The sequence below is a fragment of the Psychrobacter sp. CX10 genome, from assembly GCF_057621575.2.
Genome location: NZ_CM177736.1, coordinates 3,019,660 through 3,035,577, shown reverse-complemented (window position 1 = coordinate 3,035,577; position 15,918 = coordinate 3,019,660). Strand labels below are relative to the sequence as shown.

The 15,918-nt window shown below is 43.9% G+C and carries 4 protein-coding genes; 3 read left to right on the top strand and 1 reads right to left on the bottom strand.

The features are described from left to right. Window positions 1-71: 71 nt before the first annotated feature. Window positions 72-12,407 (bottom strand): YadA-like family protein, encoded by a 12,336-nt coding sequence (locus AC21OH_RS12300; RefSeq protein ID WP_491139813.1) that lies wholly within the window; start codon window positions 12,405-12,407, stop codon window positions 72-74. Between the two features lie 854 nt (window positions 12,408-13,261). Here AC21OH_RS12300 and ccmA point away from each other — a divergent pair. The 3 genes from ccmA (at window position 13,262) to ccmC (ending at window position 15,911) form a co-directional block, all read left to right on the top strand. Then, window positions 13,262-14,044, top strand: coding sequence for a heme ABC exporter ATP-binding protein CcmA (gene ccmA, locus AC21OH_RS12295; protein ID WP_487370110.1), 783 nt, complete (start codon window positions 13,262-13,264; stop codon window positions 14,042-14,044). Beyond that, entirely contained in the window at window positions 14,044-14,772 is a 729-nt protein-coding gene (locus AC21OH_RS12290; protein WP_487370111.1) for a heme exporter protein CcmB, read from the top strand. The genes ccmA and AC21OH_RS12290 overlap by 1 nt, the downstream gene beginning before the upstream one ends. Window positions 14,773-15,125: 353 nt before the next feature. Next, window positions 15,126-15,911, top strand: coding sequence for a heme ABC transporter permease CcmC (gene ccmC, locus AC21OH_RS12285; RefSeq protein WP_486536720.1), 786 nt, complete (start codon window positions 15,126-15,128; stop codon window positions 15,909-15,911). The last annotated feature ends 7 nt before the right edge of the window (window positions 15,912-15,918 follow it).

The following is a 15,918-nucleotide window of genomic DNA, read 5'->3' as shown; positions in this document are numbered from 1 at the left end:
TTAATATCGACAGGTATGTCACACTCGAACACTGTGGGGTGTGACACTGTTTATATTTCATAAATAGCGGTTTAGAAGTGGAAGCCTGCACCCACTGCACCACCTGCATTACCTTCAGTATCTGCACTACCACTAATTTTCATTACCCAGCGACCATTATCAGATAACTTAGACAAACCGACCGCTACTGCGCCTTCACCATTATACGTCGACATACCACCTGTCACCATACTCTTTCCAGGCAGATAAGCTTGTGGTAACGCCGCCATCGCCATTGCAGATGAGATGCCAGCATTGGCTTCATCACCTACTTTATTAATCTTATTATTGATGTTATACCCAAGGTCTTTGAGCTGATTAAGATTGACAGCGTCAGTACCATTGACTCCTGGTGCAACATTAGTAATGGTATTTCCGCCGTTATTCAGACCTTGGTTGGTAAGCGTAACTGTGTTATCAGGTAGATCTGGATTAGTTATTGTAATACCATTATTATCTACTACCGTATTACCCGTTTGGACAGTACCCGCATCACCCAAATCAATATTCTGAGCTAACTTAACATCAATGCTGCCATTGGTGTTTGCCACGGTTTGAATATTGTTTTCTGTAGATGTGGTCGCGCCGCCCTGAATCGCCAATACTTGATTTGGGTTCCGGGTTACGACTTGACCATTATCCCCAGTGTACTGCTGTTCTGTCGACTCAATAGTACTGGTTATGGCTTCATAAACATCGCCACCATTGACGACGGATTGATTGCCTTCGGTAATATAATCAACATCACCACCTTGAGCAATACTGTCATCATTTTTGACCGTCATATTGTCTGACGTCACATTAGTAAAGGTAACATCGTCTTTAGTTGCGACCGTAAGGTTCGTACCGTCTCGCATAACCTCAATATTGTTACCATCAATAAAGTCAACGACATCACCTGAGTTCACCATCTCGCCATCATCACTATTGGCTTTCACGGTAAATCCAGCGTTGTTAATAGCATCTGCAACACTTTGAGTCGTTGCAATAGAATCTGGATTGTCCGCTGAAGCTATGCCATTAGGCGCTGTGGTAATAGAGCCCGTATTTACGCTAAGCTGACCATTATCCGTACTGATGGTATCGTCAGTGTCAACTGAAACGATAAATTCATCTCCACCATTGTCGTTAGGAGAGTCAGACTTAGTAACTGTGATTGGTCCCTCACCTGACACCGAGGTATGTTTAGCGGCTTCAGCTTCGATGGCAGAAGTGTCGATTGATAAATCATAATTAAAGCCGTCATTACCATTATCTGTCTGTACAACAGTTACCGTACCATCTTCTGAACCTACCTTAGTTCTACCCGAATCAACATAATCCTTATTGGTAACTGCATTAGGATTGTCGTCAACATTTTGTACTGTCATGGTGTCTGCAATAACCTCATTTGCGTTAACATCTCCTGCATTTACAGTGTTAAAGGTGACTTCTTCGGCAGTCGATACCTTAATACCACCATTACCATCATCTTCAAGTTTGATATTATTTCCAGTCACGAAGTTAGCAGTATTGTTGCTTTGATCAACCGTCTTAACATCCTGACCGTCAATTTGCGTAACGACAGTCTGCAACGCACTGTCCGCTCTATCTAAGCTACCTTTAGTTTCGTCATTCAAACTTACTTGATAATCAGTGACATTATTTTCTGACTCTACTGGCGTAACTAATAATCCTGAATCAGCATTTGCAGTTACTGTAGATCCTTCTGCATTCACTTTATAGATAGTTTGACCATTAGCACCAGTTGACGTTTCAACAGAGGCAATATTAGTACCTGCTTCAACTTCCGTTCTTGATGCAGCGACAGACTGCTCTAACTGACTCACATTAACTGCATCCGTGTCTGCCACACCTGCAGCAACACCCGTTATTGTGGTGTCGCCGGCATCGATACCATCTGTATTATCGATGGTGACAGGACCCACTGTGACACTGTCAAAGGTGACGTCTTTGGCAGTAGCGACTGTAAATTCAGTACCACTACGAGTAATCTCTATATTGTCGCCATTAACGAAGTTAACTTCATCACCTGGATTAACAACTTCGCCTGCATCACCGTTAGCTTGTACGGTAAACCCTGAACTATTAATAGCGTCAGCCACACTACCTGCAGTGATTAGCGTGTTTTCATCACCGCCAGTCGGGGTAACTATTGAGCCATTTGAGTCAGGCGTCAAGGTTGTGGTGTTGGCAGTAATGTTTCCATCAGCGTCTTTAGTGATGGTGGTGTCATCTGTGTTGACGGATACATCGAAGATGGTCGCACCATCTGCGGTGCTACCTGAGCTATCAACCGTGATAGACCCATCATCAGAGGTGACCTCTTCTTGTGAGGCCGCTGCCGCTTGTTGCAGTTGATCTTCTGTGGCAGCTTGTCCGCTAACAATGTTTGCTGGGTCATAGGTGGTGTTGGTGAGTCCACCTACTGTACCATCATCGCCATTGATAGTGACTGGATTGACTGTGCCGACGTTTATGCTGTTAGCTAGGCCAAACTCAACCCCGGCAGCGGTGGTTGTGGTGATGACATTGCCATCAGCTTCGGTGAAATTAACGGTATCACCAAGCTGGTAGTTGTTGTCGGTATCACCATCGCCAACGTTAAAGCCTTGGGCTACAGCGTCATTAGTCTCGGTCAATTGACTAACATTGACTGCGTCATTCGGGTTTGTGCCCGCAGCAACACCCGTGATTGCGGTGTCGCCGGCATCAATACCATCTGTATTATCGATGGTGACAGGACCCACTGTGACACTGTCAAAGACAACATCTTTAGCAGTAGCGACTGTGAATTCAGTACCACTACGAGTAATCTCTATATTGTCGCCATTAACGAAGTTAACGTCATCACCTGGATTAACTACCTCGCCTGCATCACCGTTAGCTTGTACGGTAAATCCTGAACTATTAATAGCGTCAGCAATGTCTCCGGCTGTGGCTAGGGCATCTACATTCTCTGGCGTAATTACTGTGCCACCCGTGTCTGTTGTCAGTGCAGTCGTGTTTGCAGTAATGTTCCCATCAGCGTCTTTAGTGATGGTGGTGCCATCAGTATTGACGGATACATCGAAGATAGTTGCACCATCTGCGTTTGTGCCCGAGCTATCAACTGTGATAGAACCATCATCAGAGGTAACTTCTTCTTGTGAGGCCGCTGCCGCTTGTTGCAACTGATCTTCTGTGGCGGCTTGTCCGCTAACAATGTTTGCTGGGTCATAGGTGGTGTTGGTGAGTCCACCTACTGTACCATCATCGCCATTGATAGTGACTGGATTGACTGTGCCGACGTTTATGCTGTTAGCTAGGCTAAACTCAACCCCGTCAGCGGTGGTTGTGGTGATGACATTGCCATCAGCTTCGGTGAAATTAACGGTATCACCAAGCTGGTAGTTGTTGTCGGTATCACCATCGCCAACGTTAAAGCCTTGGGCTACAGCGTCATTAGTCTCGGTCAATTGACTAACATTGACTGCGTCATTCGGGTTTGTGCCCGCAGCAACACCCGTGATTGCGGTGTCGCCGGCATCAATACCATCTGTATTATCGATGGTGACAGGACCCACTGTGACACTGTCAAAGACAACATCTTTAGCAGTAGCGACTGTGAATTCAGTACCACTACGAGTAATCTCTATATTGTCGCCATTAACGAAGTTAACGTCATCACCTGGATTAACTACCTCGCCTGCATCACCGTTAGCTTGTACGGTAAATCCTGAACTATTAATAGCATCAGCCACACTACCTGCAGTGATTAGCGTGTTTTCATCACCGCCAGTCGGGGTAACTATTGAGCCATTTGAGTCAGGCGTTAAGGTTGTGGTATTAGCAGTAATGTTCCCATCAGCATCTTTAATGATGGTGGTGCCATCAGTATTGACGGATACATCGAAGATAGTTGCACCATCTGCGTTTGTGCCCGAGCTATCAACCGTGATAGAACCATCATCAGAGGTAACTTCTTCTTGTGAGGCCGCTGCCGCTTGTTGCAACTGGTCTTCAGTAGCAGCTTGTCCGCTAACAATGTTGGCTGGGTCATAGGTGGTGTTGGTGAGTCCGCCTACGGTACCAGCGTCACCATTGATGGTCACAGGGTTGGCTGTACCGACGGTGATGCTGTTTGCTAAGCCAAAGTCGATTTGGTTGTCAGTCACTGTGGTAACGATGTTGCCATCTGTACTGGTGTAGGTGACTGTTTCACTTAGTTGTACATTGTCCTCAGTACCGTTGTCTGCCGCTATATTAAAACCTTCGGCAACCGCGTCATTGGTCTCGGTCAATTGACTAACATTGACTGCGTCATTCGGGTTTGTGCCCGCAGCAACACCCGTGATTGCGGTGTCGCCGGCATCAATACCATCTGTATTATCGATGGTGACAGGACCCACTGTGACACTGTCAAAGACAACATCTTTAGCAGTAGCGACTGTGAATTCAGTACCACTACGAGTAATCTCTATATTGTCGCCATTAACGAAGTTAACGTCATCACCTGGATTAACAACCTCTCCTGAATCACCGTTAGCTTGAACGGTAAACCCTGAACTATTAATGGCGTCAGCAATGTCTCCGGCTGTGGCTAGGGCATCTACATTCTCTGGCGTAATTACTGTGCCACCCGTGTCTGTTGTCAGTGCAGTCGTGTTTGCAGTAATGTTCCCATCAGCGTCTTTAGTGATGGTGGTGCCATCAGTATTGACGGATACATCGAAGATAGTTGCACCATCTGCGTTTGTGCCCGAGCTATCAACCGTGATAGAACCATCATCAGAGGTAACTTCTTCTTGTGAGGCCGCTGCCGCTTGTTGCAACTGATCTTCTGTGGCGGCTTGTCCGCTAACAATGTTTGCTGGGTCATAGGTGGTGTTGGTGAGTCCACCTACTGTACCATCATCGCCATTGATAGTGACTGGATTGACTGTGCCGACGTTTATGCTGTTAGCTAGGCTAAACTCAACCCCGTCAGCGGTGGTTGTGGTGATGACATTGCCATCAGCTTCGGTGAAATTAACGGTATCACCAAGCTGGTAGTTGTTGTCGGTATCACCATCGCCAACGTTAAAGCCTTGGGCTACAGCGTCATTAGTCTCGGTCAATTGACTAACATTGACTGCGTCATTCGGGTTTGTGCCCGCAGCAACACCCGTGATTGCGGTGTCGCCGGCATCAATACCATCTGTATTATCGATGGTGACAGGACCCACTGTGACACTGTCAAAGACAACATCTTTAGCAGTAGCGACTGTGAATTCAGTACCATCACGAGTAATCTCTATATTGTCGCCATTAACGAAGTTAACGTCATCACCTGGATTAACTACCTCGCCTGCATCACCGTTAGCTTGTACGGTAAATCCTGAACTATTAATAGCGTCAGCAATGTCTCCGGCTGTGGCTAGGGCATCTACATTCTCTGGCGTAATTACTGTGCCACCCGTGTCTGTTGTCAGTGCAGTCGTGTTTGCAGTAATGTTCCCATCAGCGTCTTTAGTGATGGTGGTGCCATCAGTATTGACGGATACATCGAAGATAGTTGCACCATCTGCGTTTGTTCCCGAGCTATCAACCGTGATAGAACCATCATCAGAGGTAACTTCTTCTTGTGAGGCCGCTGCCGCTTGTTGCAACTGATCTTCTGTGGCGGCTTGTCCGCTAACAATGTTTGCTGGGTCATAGGTGGTGTTGGTGAGTCCACCTACTGTACCATCATCGCCATTGATAGTGACTGGATTGACTGTGCCGACGTTTATGCTGTTAGCTAGGCTAAACTCAACCCCGTCAGCGGTGGTTGTGGTGATGACATTGCCATCAGCTTGGGTGAAATTAACGGTATCACCAAGCTGGTAGTTGTTGTCGGTATCACCATCGCCAACGTTAAAGCCTTGGGCTACAGCGTCATTAGTCTCGGTCAATTGACTAACATTGACTGCGTCATTCGGGTTTGTGCCCGCAGCAACACCCGTGATTGCGGTGTCGCCGGCATCAATACCATCTGTATTATCGATGGTGACAGGACCCACTGTGACACTGTCAAAGACAACATCTTTAGCAGTAGCGACTGTGAATTCAGTACCACTACGAGTAATCTCTATATTGTCGCCATTAACGAAGTTAACGTCATCACCTGGATTAACTACCTCGCCTGCATCACCGTTAGCTTGTACGGTAAATCCTGAACTATTAATAGCATCAGCCACACTACCTGCAGTGATTAGCGTGTTTTCATCACCGCCAGTCGGGGTAACTATTGAGCCATTTGAGTCAGGCGTTAAGGTTGTGGTATTAGCAGTAATGTTCCCATCAGCATCTTTAATGATGGTGGTGCCATCAGTATTGACGGATACATCGAAGATAGTTGCACCATCTGCGTTTGTGCCCGAGCTATCAACCGTGATAGAACCATCATCAGAGGTAACTTCTTCTTGTGAGGCCGCTGCCGCTTGTTGCAACTGGTCTTCAGTAGCAGCTTGTCCGCTAACAATGTTGGCTGGGTCATAGGTGGTGTTGGTGAGTCCGCCTACGGTACCAGCGTCACCATTGATGGTCACAGGGTTGGCTGTACCGACGGTGATGCTGTTTGCTAAGCCAAAGTCGATTTGGTTGTCAGTCACTGTGGTAACGATGTTGCCATCTGTACTGGTGTAGGTGACTGTTTCACTTAGTTGTACATTGTCCTCAGTACCGTTGTCTGCCGCTATATTAAAACCTTCGGCAACCGCGTCATTGGTCTCGGTCAATTGACTAACATTGACTGCGTCATTCGGGTTTGTGCCCGCAGCAACACCCGTGATTGCGGTGTCGCCGGCATCAATACCATCTGTATTATCGATGGTGACAGGACCCACTGTGACACTGTCAAAGACAACATCTTTAGCAGTAGCGACTGTGAATTCAGTACCACTACGAGTAATCTCTATATTGTCGCCATTAACGAAGTTAACGTCATCACCTGGATTAACAACCTCTCCTGAATCACCGTTAGCTTGAACGGTAAACCCTGAACTATTAATGGCGTCAGCAATGTCTCCGGCTGTGGCTAGGGCATCTACATTCTCTGGCGTAATTACTGTGCCACCCGTGTCTGTTGTCAGTGCAGTCGTGTTTGCAGTAATGTTCCCATCAGCGTCTTTAGTGATGGTGGTGCCATCAGTATTGACGGATACATCGAAGATAGTTGCACCATCTGCGTTTGTGCCCGAGCTATCAACCGTGATAGAACCATCATCAGAGGTAACTTCTTCTTGTGAGGCCGCTGCCGCTTGTTGCAACTGATCTTCTGTGGCGGCTTGTCCGCTAACAATGTTTGCTGGGTCATAGGTGGTGTTGGTGAGTCCACCTACTGTACCATCATCGCCATTGATAGTGACTGGATTGACTGTGCCGACGTTTATGCTGTTAGCTAGGCTAAACTCAACCCCGTCAGCGGTGGTTGTGGTGATGACATTGCCATCAGCTTCGGTGAAATTAACGGTATCACCAAGCTGGTAGTTGTTGTCGGTATCACCATCGCCAACGTTAAAGCCTTGGGCTACAGCGTCATTAGTCTCGGTCAATTGACTGACATTGACCGCGTCATTCGGGTTTGTGCCTGCAGCAACACCCGTGATTTTATCACCGCCAACATCAAGACCATCTGCTTTGGAAGATAGTTCTGTACTATCACCTGCAGTATCTCCAATAATCACAGAATCTGTTGCTGTAACCGTTTCAAAAACAGGATTATCGCTCACTGAATAAGTAAAGACTGAACCATTTTGATCGAGCACCATATTGTCGCCAGCTCGCAACGTCACTGTGTCTTGATTCTTTATGTTTTCTGAAGCCACAACACCTGTTGTGCTACCAGTGCCTGTACTGCCAGCAATTGCGTTAAAGCCAGAATTGTTTACGGCATCTACTACGTCACCAGTAGTTGCAATCGCATCTGCATTAGGTGTTTCTGCTAAACCTGTACTGGTATTTTGAGTAACGTCACCAGTATTTACACTGATAACACCAGTATTAGGGTCGGTTACTAATGTATCATTGTCCGTATTGACAGAGACATCAAAGATGGTTGCGCCATCTGCCGTTGTACCACTATCATCAACATTAATAGACTTATTACTTGAAACAACTTCTTCGCTAAGACCTGTAACAGCACTTTCTAACTGACTAACATTTACGGCATCAGTATCAGCCACACCTTCGGCAACATTAACAATGGTATTGTTACCATTATCCAGTCCGTCAGTATTCAATCTAACCCTGTCTTTACTTGTATCTTGCGGCGTTATTGCAATACCATCTCCAGTAATTTGAGTCTCATTACCAGTAGCATCTACAAATGTAGCATCCGATAAATCTTTTAAACTTTTAGCAAGTTTAATCTCTAGTGTATCTGTTTCATCAGATACGACACCAATATTATCATCAGATAATAATGCAGAGTCTGTGACACCACCTTCAACATTAACGGTTTCACCTAGTTTTCGATTAAAATCAGCACCAGTGTCACCTGAGAATGTTAACGGTCTATTTGCCAGATCATCCAGCTGACTACCATTGACAGCATCAGTAGAAGTGGGACTGACGTCACCTGCAGCGACATTGGTGATCTTGTCGCCACCAACATCTAGACCGTCTGCGGTGCTGGTCAATACGGTGTTGTCGCCTGCAGTGTCCCCTATGGTCACACTGTCTGTTGCCGTGACGGTAGTGAAGACAGGATTATCTGCAAATTGTACTTGAACCTGACCATCGGTCACTACGGTTTGTAAATTTTTAGCAGAATAATTACCTTCAGTTGCAGTATTTGAGGTATCTTTAGCCAAAGCAATAGCTGAATTGGACCCTATAATATTAAAAGTGCTGCCAAGCTTTTGTTGCGAACCATTAGCGTCTGTATCAGCATTGGTGTTGCCAGTAAATGTCAACGGTAAATTAGCTAAATTTGCTACTGATTTTAATTGCGCAACGTTAACAGCATCACTATCTTCTGAACCTGCAGCTAAATTAGTAATTTGACGTGTGTTATCAGTATTGCCTACTGATACTGCACCATAAGCACCCTTAACAGTTGCAGATATCGCATCTTTATCGGTTTGAGTGATTTCATCAAGCGCATAAACCGTGTTATTTGCTGCAGTAGCAGTGATGGAAGTTGCTGCACCAGGTGTCAAGACTGCTCTATCAGCAACAGATTGCCCACCTAAAGCAACACCATAGTCAACGCTAGTTTCAGCGGAACTCCCTAAAGCCACACTTCTTAGTTCTGGAGCAATAGTTCCTTCACCTAATGCGACTGCACCATCAGCAGTAGCTTTAGATTCTGCACCAATTGCAATAGGCGTAGCCAAAACACAATTTTCAACACAATCGCTATCGTAATACTGAGTTTTTGCTCTTGTTTCACCATTTTGTTCGGAAACTGCATAAGCCCCGATGGCAATACCACCACCTTGTACGCCGTAGCTTGCATTTTGACCAGCAGCAGGTACAAAGTAAGGTTGGTCGCCTTCTGGTGCCGTAACTGTAGCGTTATTACCTATAGCAACACCCGAGAAAGTTTGATTACTTGCCTCATCACCAATGACCACAGCACCACCTGAAGGACCACTGCTATTGGCTTTGTTACCTAACACTACATTTGGGCTATTTAGGCTGCCGTAAATAGGATCAGTCGTATCCCAAAAGTAAGTTACTGAACTTGAGCTATCTGCACCGATAACTAAGTCTCCTGTCTTACTTTTAGTAACACCACCCGTGATATAATCTAAGTTAGAGGAAGCATTATTACCGACAACAATTGAATCGTTATTCTGTACAGAGGTGTTTGTGCCTACGGCGATACTATCCTTACCGATAGCAGTTGCATTAATGCCTGCCGCTAAGGCATTAATACCACCCGCTCCAGCAAAGTCATTTAACTTGCCAAGGTTAGTGCCATTTGGCGTTTGGGTGGCGCCAGTGCTGTTCACATGAAAATAAGTGTCTTTATCAACTGCTTTCAGCTGAGCCACGTTAACCGCATCGGTATCTTCAGAGCCTGCTGCAACTCCTGTAATTTGGCGGGTTACCCAATTGGCTTCATCAGAATCAGACGTATCACCTACAGATACCGCATTAGTCGTGGCTCTCCATGTCGAAGTCTCATCTAATGACGCCGTACCTGTAAGCGAATCATAACCACTTGTTGTAGTGAGAACATCTCTATCCGCGACAGATTGCGACCCTAAGGCAATGGATGAACTTTGCGTTGCGCTAGAGCCAGCACCCAGTGCAACTGAATTATCAGCCGTAGCAACCGCACCATCTAACTCTGAACTCTTTGCGTTACCGCCACCAATAGCGACTGAGCTTTCGCCATTTGCTTTTGCACCCTCATTAGCGCCTCCACTACCAATTGCAACGCCAGCATAGCCAGTAGAATCAATTTTGCGACCTTGCGTATTTGATCCTATAGCTATGCCAAAATCACCACTAGCTTTTATATCGCTACCAATTGCGATGGCTTGAGCTGAGTAAGCAAGAGAATTATTACCTATCGCAATCGTCTCCAACTTTGAATTTGATGTTCCTGTTGATGCGCCTGCGGCTGCACCCGTGCCAAGTGCAATTGAGTTATTTCCTCTTGCTCTTGACCCTGCACCTAAAGCATAACCATCGTCGCCTTGGGCTTGCGCATTTGAACCGATAGCGACACTTCGCTCACCTTCAGCAATTGTATTCTTATCAGTCGCTCTTCTCGAACCAATGGCAACACTGTCTTCGCCTTTTGCTTTTGCATTGATACCTGCACTAATCGCACCTAACTTAGTAGCGCCAGCCGCTTCATTTACCTTACCCTTATTGGTTGAAGCATCACCAGTACCATCATTAGTACCATCATTAACATGAAAGTAGGTATCTTTATCTGCAGCTTTTAACTGCGCGACATTAACTGCATCGGTATCTTGAGACCCAGCTGCAACGCTAGTAATTTGCCGAGTGACTGTTGTTCCATCACCCACTGACACAGCACTGGTGGTTGCTCGCCATGTTGATGTGGTATTTGTAGAATTAGTACCTGTAATAGCATCGTATCCACTCTCTGTAGGCACTTCTCTATTAGCTACTGAAGCTGACCCTAGCGCAACGCTATCTTCAACGCTGGCAGTAGTACCAGTACCCAGTGCAGTTGCATTTACTACATCAGTATCTACATTAGCGTCATAACCTAAAGCAATAGAATTGGTTGACCCTGATGCGGTTTTAGAGTTGCTACCAATAGCAATAGAATTGGTTGACCCTGATGCGGTTTTAGAGTTGCTACCAATAGCAATAGATGAGTCACCATCAGACTCGGCAACTCGTCTAGATGCATTTTCTCCACCCCCGATAGATACCGAGAAATCACCATCAGAGCTAACTTCTCTATCTATACGATTACCATTTCTTTGAGTACCGATGGCAATGGCAAAATCACCATTGACAATCACATCATTACCAATGCCTATGCTTTGCTGACCATTGACATAAATTTCTGAACCGATGGCAACTTGTTCGGGGCTAGCACCACTGGTATGCGTTTGATTACCAATAGCTAGGCTAGCCGAACTCTGAGCAATTGCATCCCTGCCAATTACAACACTACCATGACCTTGAGACTCTGCTCTTCTGCCAATTGCAATAGTTTCATACACCCTTTTATTACCTTGTACATTATCCGCACTGATAGCCTTAGCTTGACCACCGATAACAATATTTTGATAATCGTTTGTTATAGCGTTTGTACCAATAACCACTGAATTTGGAGCTTGACTTACTCCATTCGTAGTTAATGAAACTTTAGCGTTCTTCCCAATTGCGATACTATTATCACCAGTAGCTTGGGCATTTACACCTGCCGCTAAGGCGTCATCTCCAGTAGCGCCAGCCGCTTCATTTACCTTACCTTTATTAGTTGATGCATTACCAGTACTGGCATTAGTTCCATCATTAACATGAAAATAAGTATCTGGACTTGGTAGAGTAGATGGATCTACCGAAAAATTAAAGGTTCTATTTTCATAGTTAACAGCCACCCCATTACTGCCAACAAAGTTAATGTCATCATCTTCACTAGCTGTAAGACTATCATTGACGATGACACCTAAAAGACGAGTACCAGCACCGTCAGCATCAACTAAATCTGCAGCCATAACCTGACCACTTCCAACAAGTAACATAGCAGCCACTATGGCTTTTAGAGTTAATACGGAGCTACCTTCAGTGCTACCGCTACTACCGATATTTTTTTTGCCTACTGAGCGATTACTTTTTTTGCCTTTTCCTTTTGCATATTCTGCGACCGCGTTAAAGGTGCCAGTGGCTTTATTAAATATTACTTTATAGATATGGTTCATAAGGTTCTCTTAAGTATTGATAATTTGGTACAGCATCATGACATTGACTTTGACTTATTAATTAAAACCAGTTAAGTCAATAGAATGCCACGCAAAAAAAATCCTAAACTCTTTTTTGAGTTTATAGTGCTATACGAATAAAAGATTAAATGTTGTATTCATTAAACGACGATCAGCAGCTATGCGCACACTGGCTAATCGCATTTGAGGAGAGGCTAAAAGAAAGGGCACAATATTATAAGTTCTATGAGCTATATTCTTTAGGATAAAAATATTATAAGTATGTATAAATATTTTCAACATATTTAAATCATCCCAAAAAAAACTTAAATAGTTCAAAATTATGCTATGTGTTACATCAAAAAATTTCATCGAAAATAATGATCTTATTTAGTAATATTCTTAAAATTCAAAATCTATATAATTATATTATTAGACTTTGATCACACAATAATCTCGATAACTATTTGAAAATTCAATATTAAACGGTTCTGTAAGGTTATTTTATAAAGATAAATTTAATTACATACTATGATTAAAAAGTAATAAATGCTTATAGTCAATATTTTTCTTACTATAATTGTTACATTTTAAAAGCTACTTTATTGTTATTGTCTAGATTTAAAATTTAATTATTTACCCATACTTCACAGTGCATATACTCAAATTTATCTTATTTTTTATAAATGATGCCATTAGATAAATTCAAATAGGCGATATCTATGGAATACGAACGTAATCTATAAAGGTTTGATATACTATGCCATAACGTCATCATATGTTTATAACCGCCCGACTCTTAATAACCGCCTTATACCATTTTAAATAATGGATATATTTAGATTAGAGCCAATATGTTAACTACTAGCTTCAAACCATCTGAATTAATACCCTCTAAGCTAACCGCATCCAATCTCACTGTCTTAGAACTAAACAAAGTAACCATTCAGCGTGGTGATTTTCCGTTGTGTGAAGAGGTTGATTTAATATTACAGTCTGGTGAAATTTGTCATCTAATCGGCGCAAATGGTACTGGTAAAACCACCCTATTGATGCAGCTTGCAGGCTTATTGCCGCTTCTTGAGGGAGAGGTGTTTTATTTAGAGCAGCCTATCCTTCCTATTGCCCCTTTATATGTCTCCCACCAGCTGGGTATTCATCCTAGCTTGACTGTTGAGCAGAACCTTACTTTTTTATTAAATATATATGGTGTTGACCCATCTTCTGAAGATATCGAGCGTGCACTAGACTGGGTAGATTTGACGGGTTTTGAACATATGGGTAGTAATCAGCTCTCAGCGGGTCAAACTCGGCGCGTTACTTTGGCTCGACTGTATTTAATGAATTCAGAACACACTCCTTTATGGTTATTAGACGAGCCATTTACGGCGCTTGATGTAGGTATGGTCGCCAGGCTGCAACAAAGACTACAGCAGTACGTAAATAATGGCGGTGCGGTATTAATGACCAGTCATCAGCCCGTTGCAGTTGCTAATAAATCATTAAATTTATCCAATTATCTACCTAATTATCTAAATGATTATCTAAATGGTTATCTACCTGATTGTTCGCAGGATGCAGCGCTTAAGGATAAGATATCAGATCTTTATCAGTCCACTGATGAAGGGATAAATTAATGACTCCAAATACAGACACTTCTAATCCTAGTTCTGATCTCATCGCTACCGCCTCTTTGGGGATAAGTGGGGGTCAGCTGTGGCGCCGTGAATGGCAAGTTAAGCAGCAAGGGGCGGTGCAATGGCTATATCCTTTGGTTTTATTTTTGGTTATCATTACTTTATTTCCATTAGCTGCAGGTAGTGAGCCACAGTTATTGCAGCGACTGGGCGTGCCTGCGGTATGGATAGCAGCACTATTATCTTTAGTCATGGGTGTTGATGGGTTATTTAAACCCGCGATGGATAATGGCACCTTGGCACAGCTTGTGGTCTCCCGAACGTCGATACCTCTGTGGGTACTTATTCGTCTTACGATTCACTGGATCTTTAGTAGTGGACTGGTGGCTTTATTAAGCTTACTTGCTGTACCCTTATTTGGGCTGACATGGGGTGAGGCCGGTGCCTTAATGGTCTCAATATTAGTGGGTAGCCCCATGTTATTAATGCTATCTGCAATTGCCAGCAGCTTAACCTTATCACTTAAAAATGGCGCGGTTTTAGTACCGCTCATCGCCTTACCAATGCAGCTGCCAGTACTTATATTTGCAACAGGCGCTGTTGATTTGTATGCAACGGGTCTAAACGGGCTTCCTATTTTAGCGCTACTGGCTGCTGGTAGTATTATGTCGGTGCTCATTATGCCTTGGGCGATTGCCATGACCCTTAAAATGGCATGGCTAAATTAAGTCAAATATTTGCTATAATAGTAATAGCATAGTGCTATACACCAGCTATTCAATAATCGTGTCTTATTATTATATATAGCCAACTTATAGATAGCTGGCTAAATGAAACGTAAAGTCACTTATTAATTCCCTATAGCGGTATGCTTTAATCAAAGAAGTCTTAAATGTTTACAAGGCAACCGAGAGCAAATACCACGTTTGTCAGAATAGCAAGATTAACACCGTAATTGTTTAGTAGATCGCTGACTGTACCTAAATAAACTAATTTCTTATTGATCTGAGTTATTGATCTGAGTGCTTAAGTAAACCAGCACTGTTTTTGCACATATTGTGGCTTACAAGGTCGTTCCATTATGCCAAATGCTAAATCAAGTTCAAATTCTGGATTTTTCTCCCGCCTATGGCAAGGGTTTTTGACCACTGTCGGCACGCGTGAGTTTTTTCGGATATTTTCCCCTTGGGTAAAATGGTTGGCTATCATTGCGGCCATTATGCTTATTGTTGGTAGTATCTGGGGACTGGCATTTGCCCCGCCCGATTACCTACAAGGCAATAGCTACCGAATTATATTTATCCACGTGCCTGCTGCTAGCATCGCCTTATCTATTTATTTTGCCTTAGCGGTACTGGGCGTTGTATTTTTGGTTTGGCGAATAAAAACCGCCAACTTAGTTGCTCAAGCTATTGCACCTATTGGATTTATTCTTTGTATTATAAGTTTGCTTACTGGTTCAATATGGGCGAAACCTACTTGGGGGACTTTTTGGGTGTGGGACGCACGGCTCACCTCCATGCTAATTTTAGCTTTCTTATATGCAGGCGTGATGGCATTATTTGCCGCGTTTGAACATACTCCAAATAGAGGTAAAGCTGCTGCCATATTATCGGTAGTCGGTGCCGTAAACTTACCTATTATTAAGTACTCGGTTAACTGGTGGAATACACTACATCAAGGCACTACCTTAACCATTACCGAAGCCCCAAAAATGTCCATAGATATGTTAGCGCCTCTATTGCTGATGATTCTGGGCACATACTTTTTAATTGCAGCATTGGCCATTTATCGAACCAACACGCTTATTTTACGCCGTGATCAAAACAAAGCATGGGTAAAAGAATATGTTCGCAGCTCAAGCTAGTAGCTGT

Coding starts and splice junctions, on each gene's coding strand:
- AC21OH_RS12300 (WP_491139813.1), bottom strand. CDS start 12,407: ATGAACCATATCTATAAAGTAATATTTAATAAAGCCACTGGCACCTTT.
- ccmC (WP_486536720.1), top strand. CDS start 15,126: ATGCCAAATGCTAAATCAAGTTCAAATTCTGGATTTTTCTCCCGCCTA.
- AC21OH_RS12290 (WP_487370111.1), top strand. CDS start 14,044: ATGACTCCAAATACAGACACTTCTAATCCTAGTTCTGATCTCATCGCT.
- ccmA (WP_487370110.1), top strand. CDS start 13,262: ATGTTAACTACTAGCTTCAAACCATCTGAATTAATACCCTCTAAGCTA.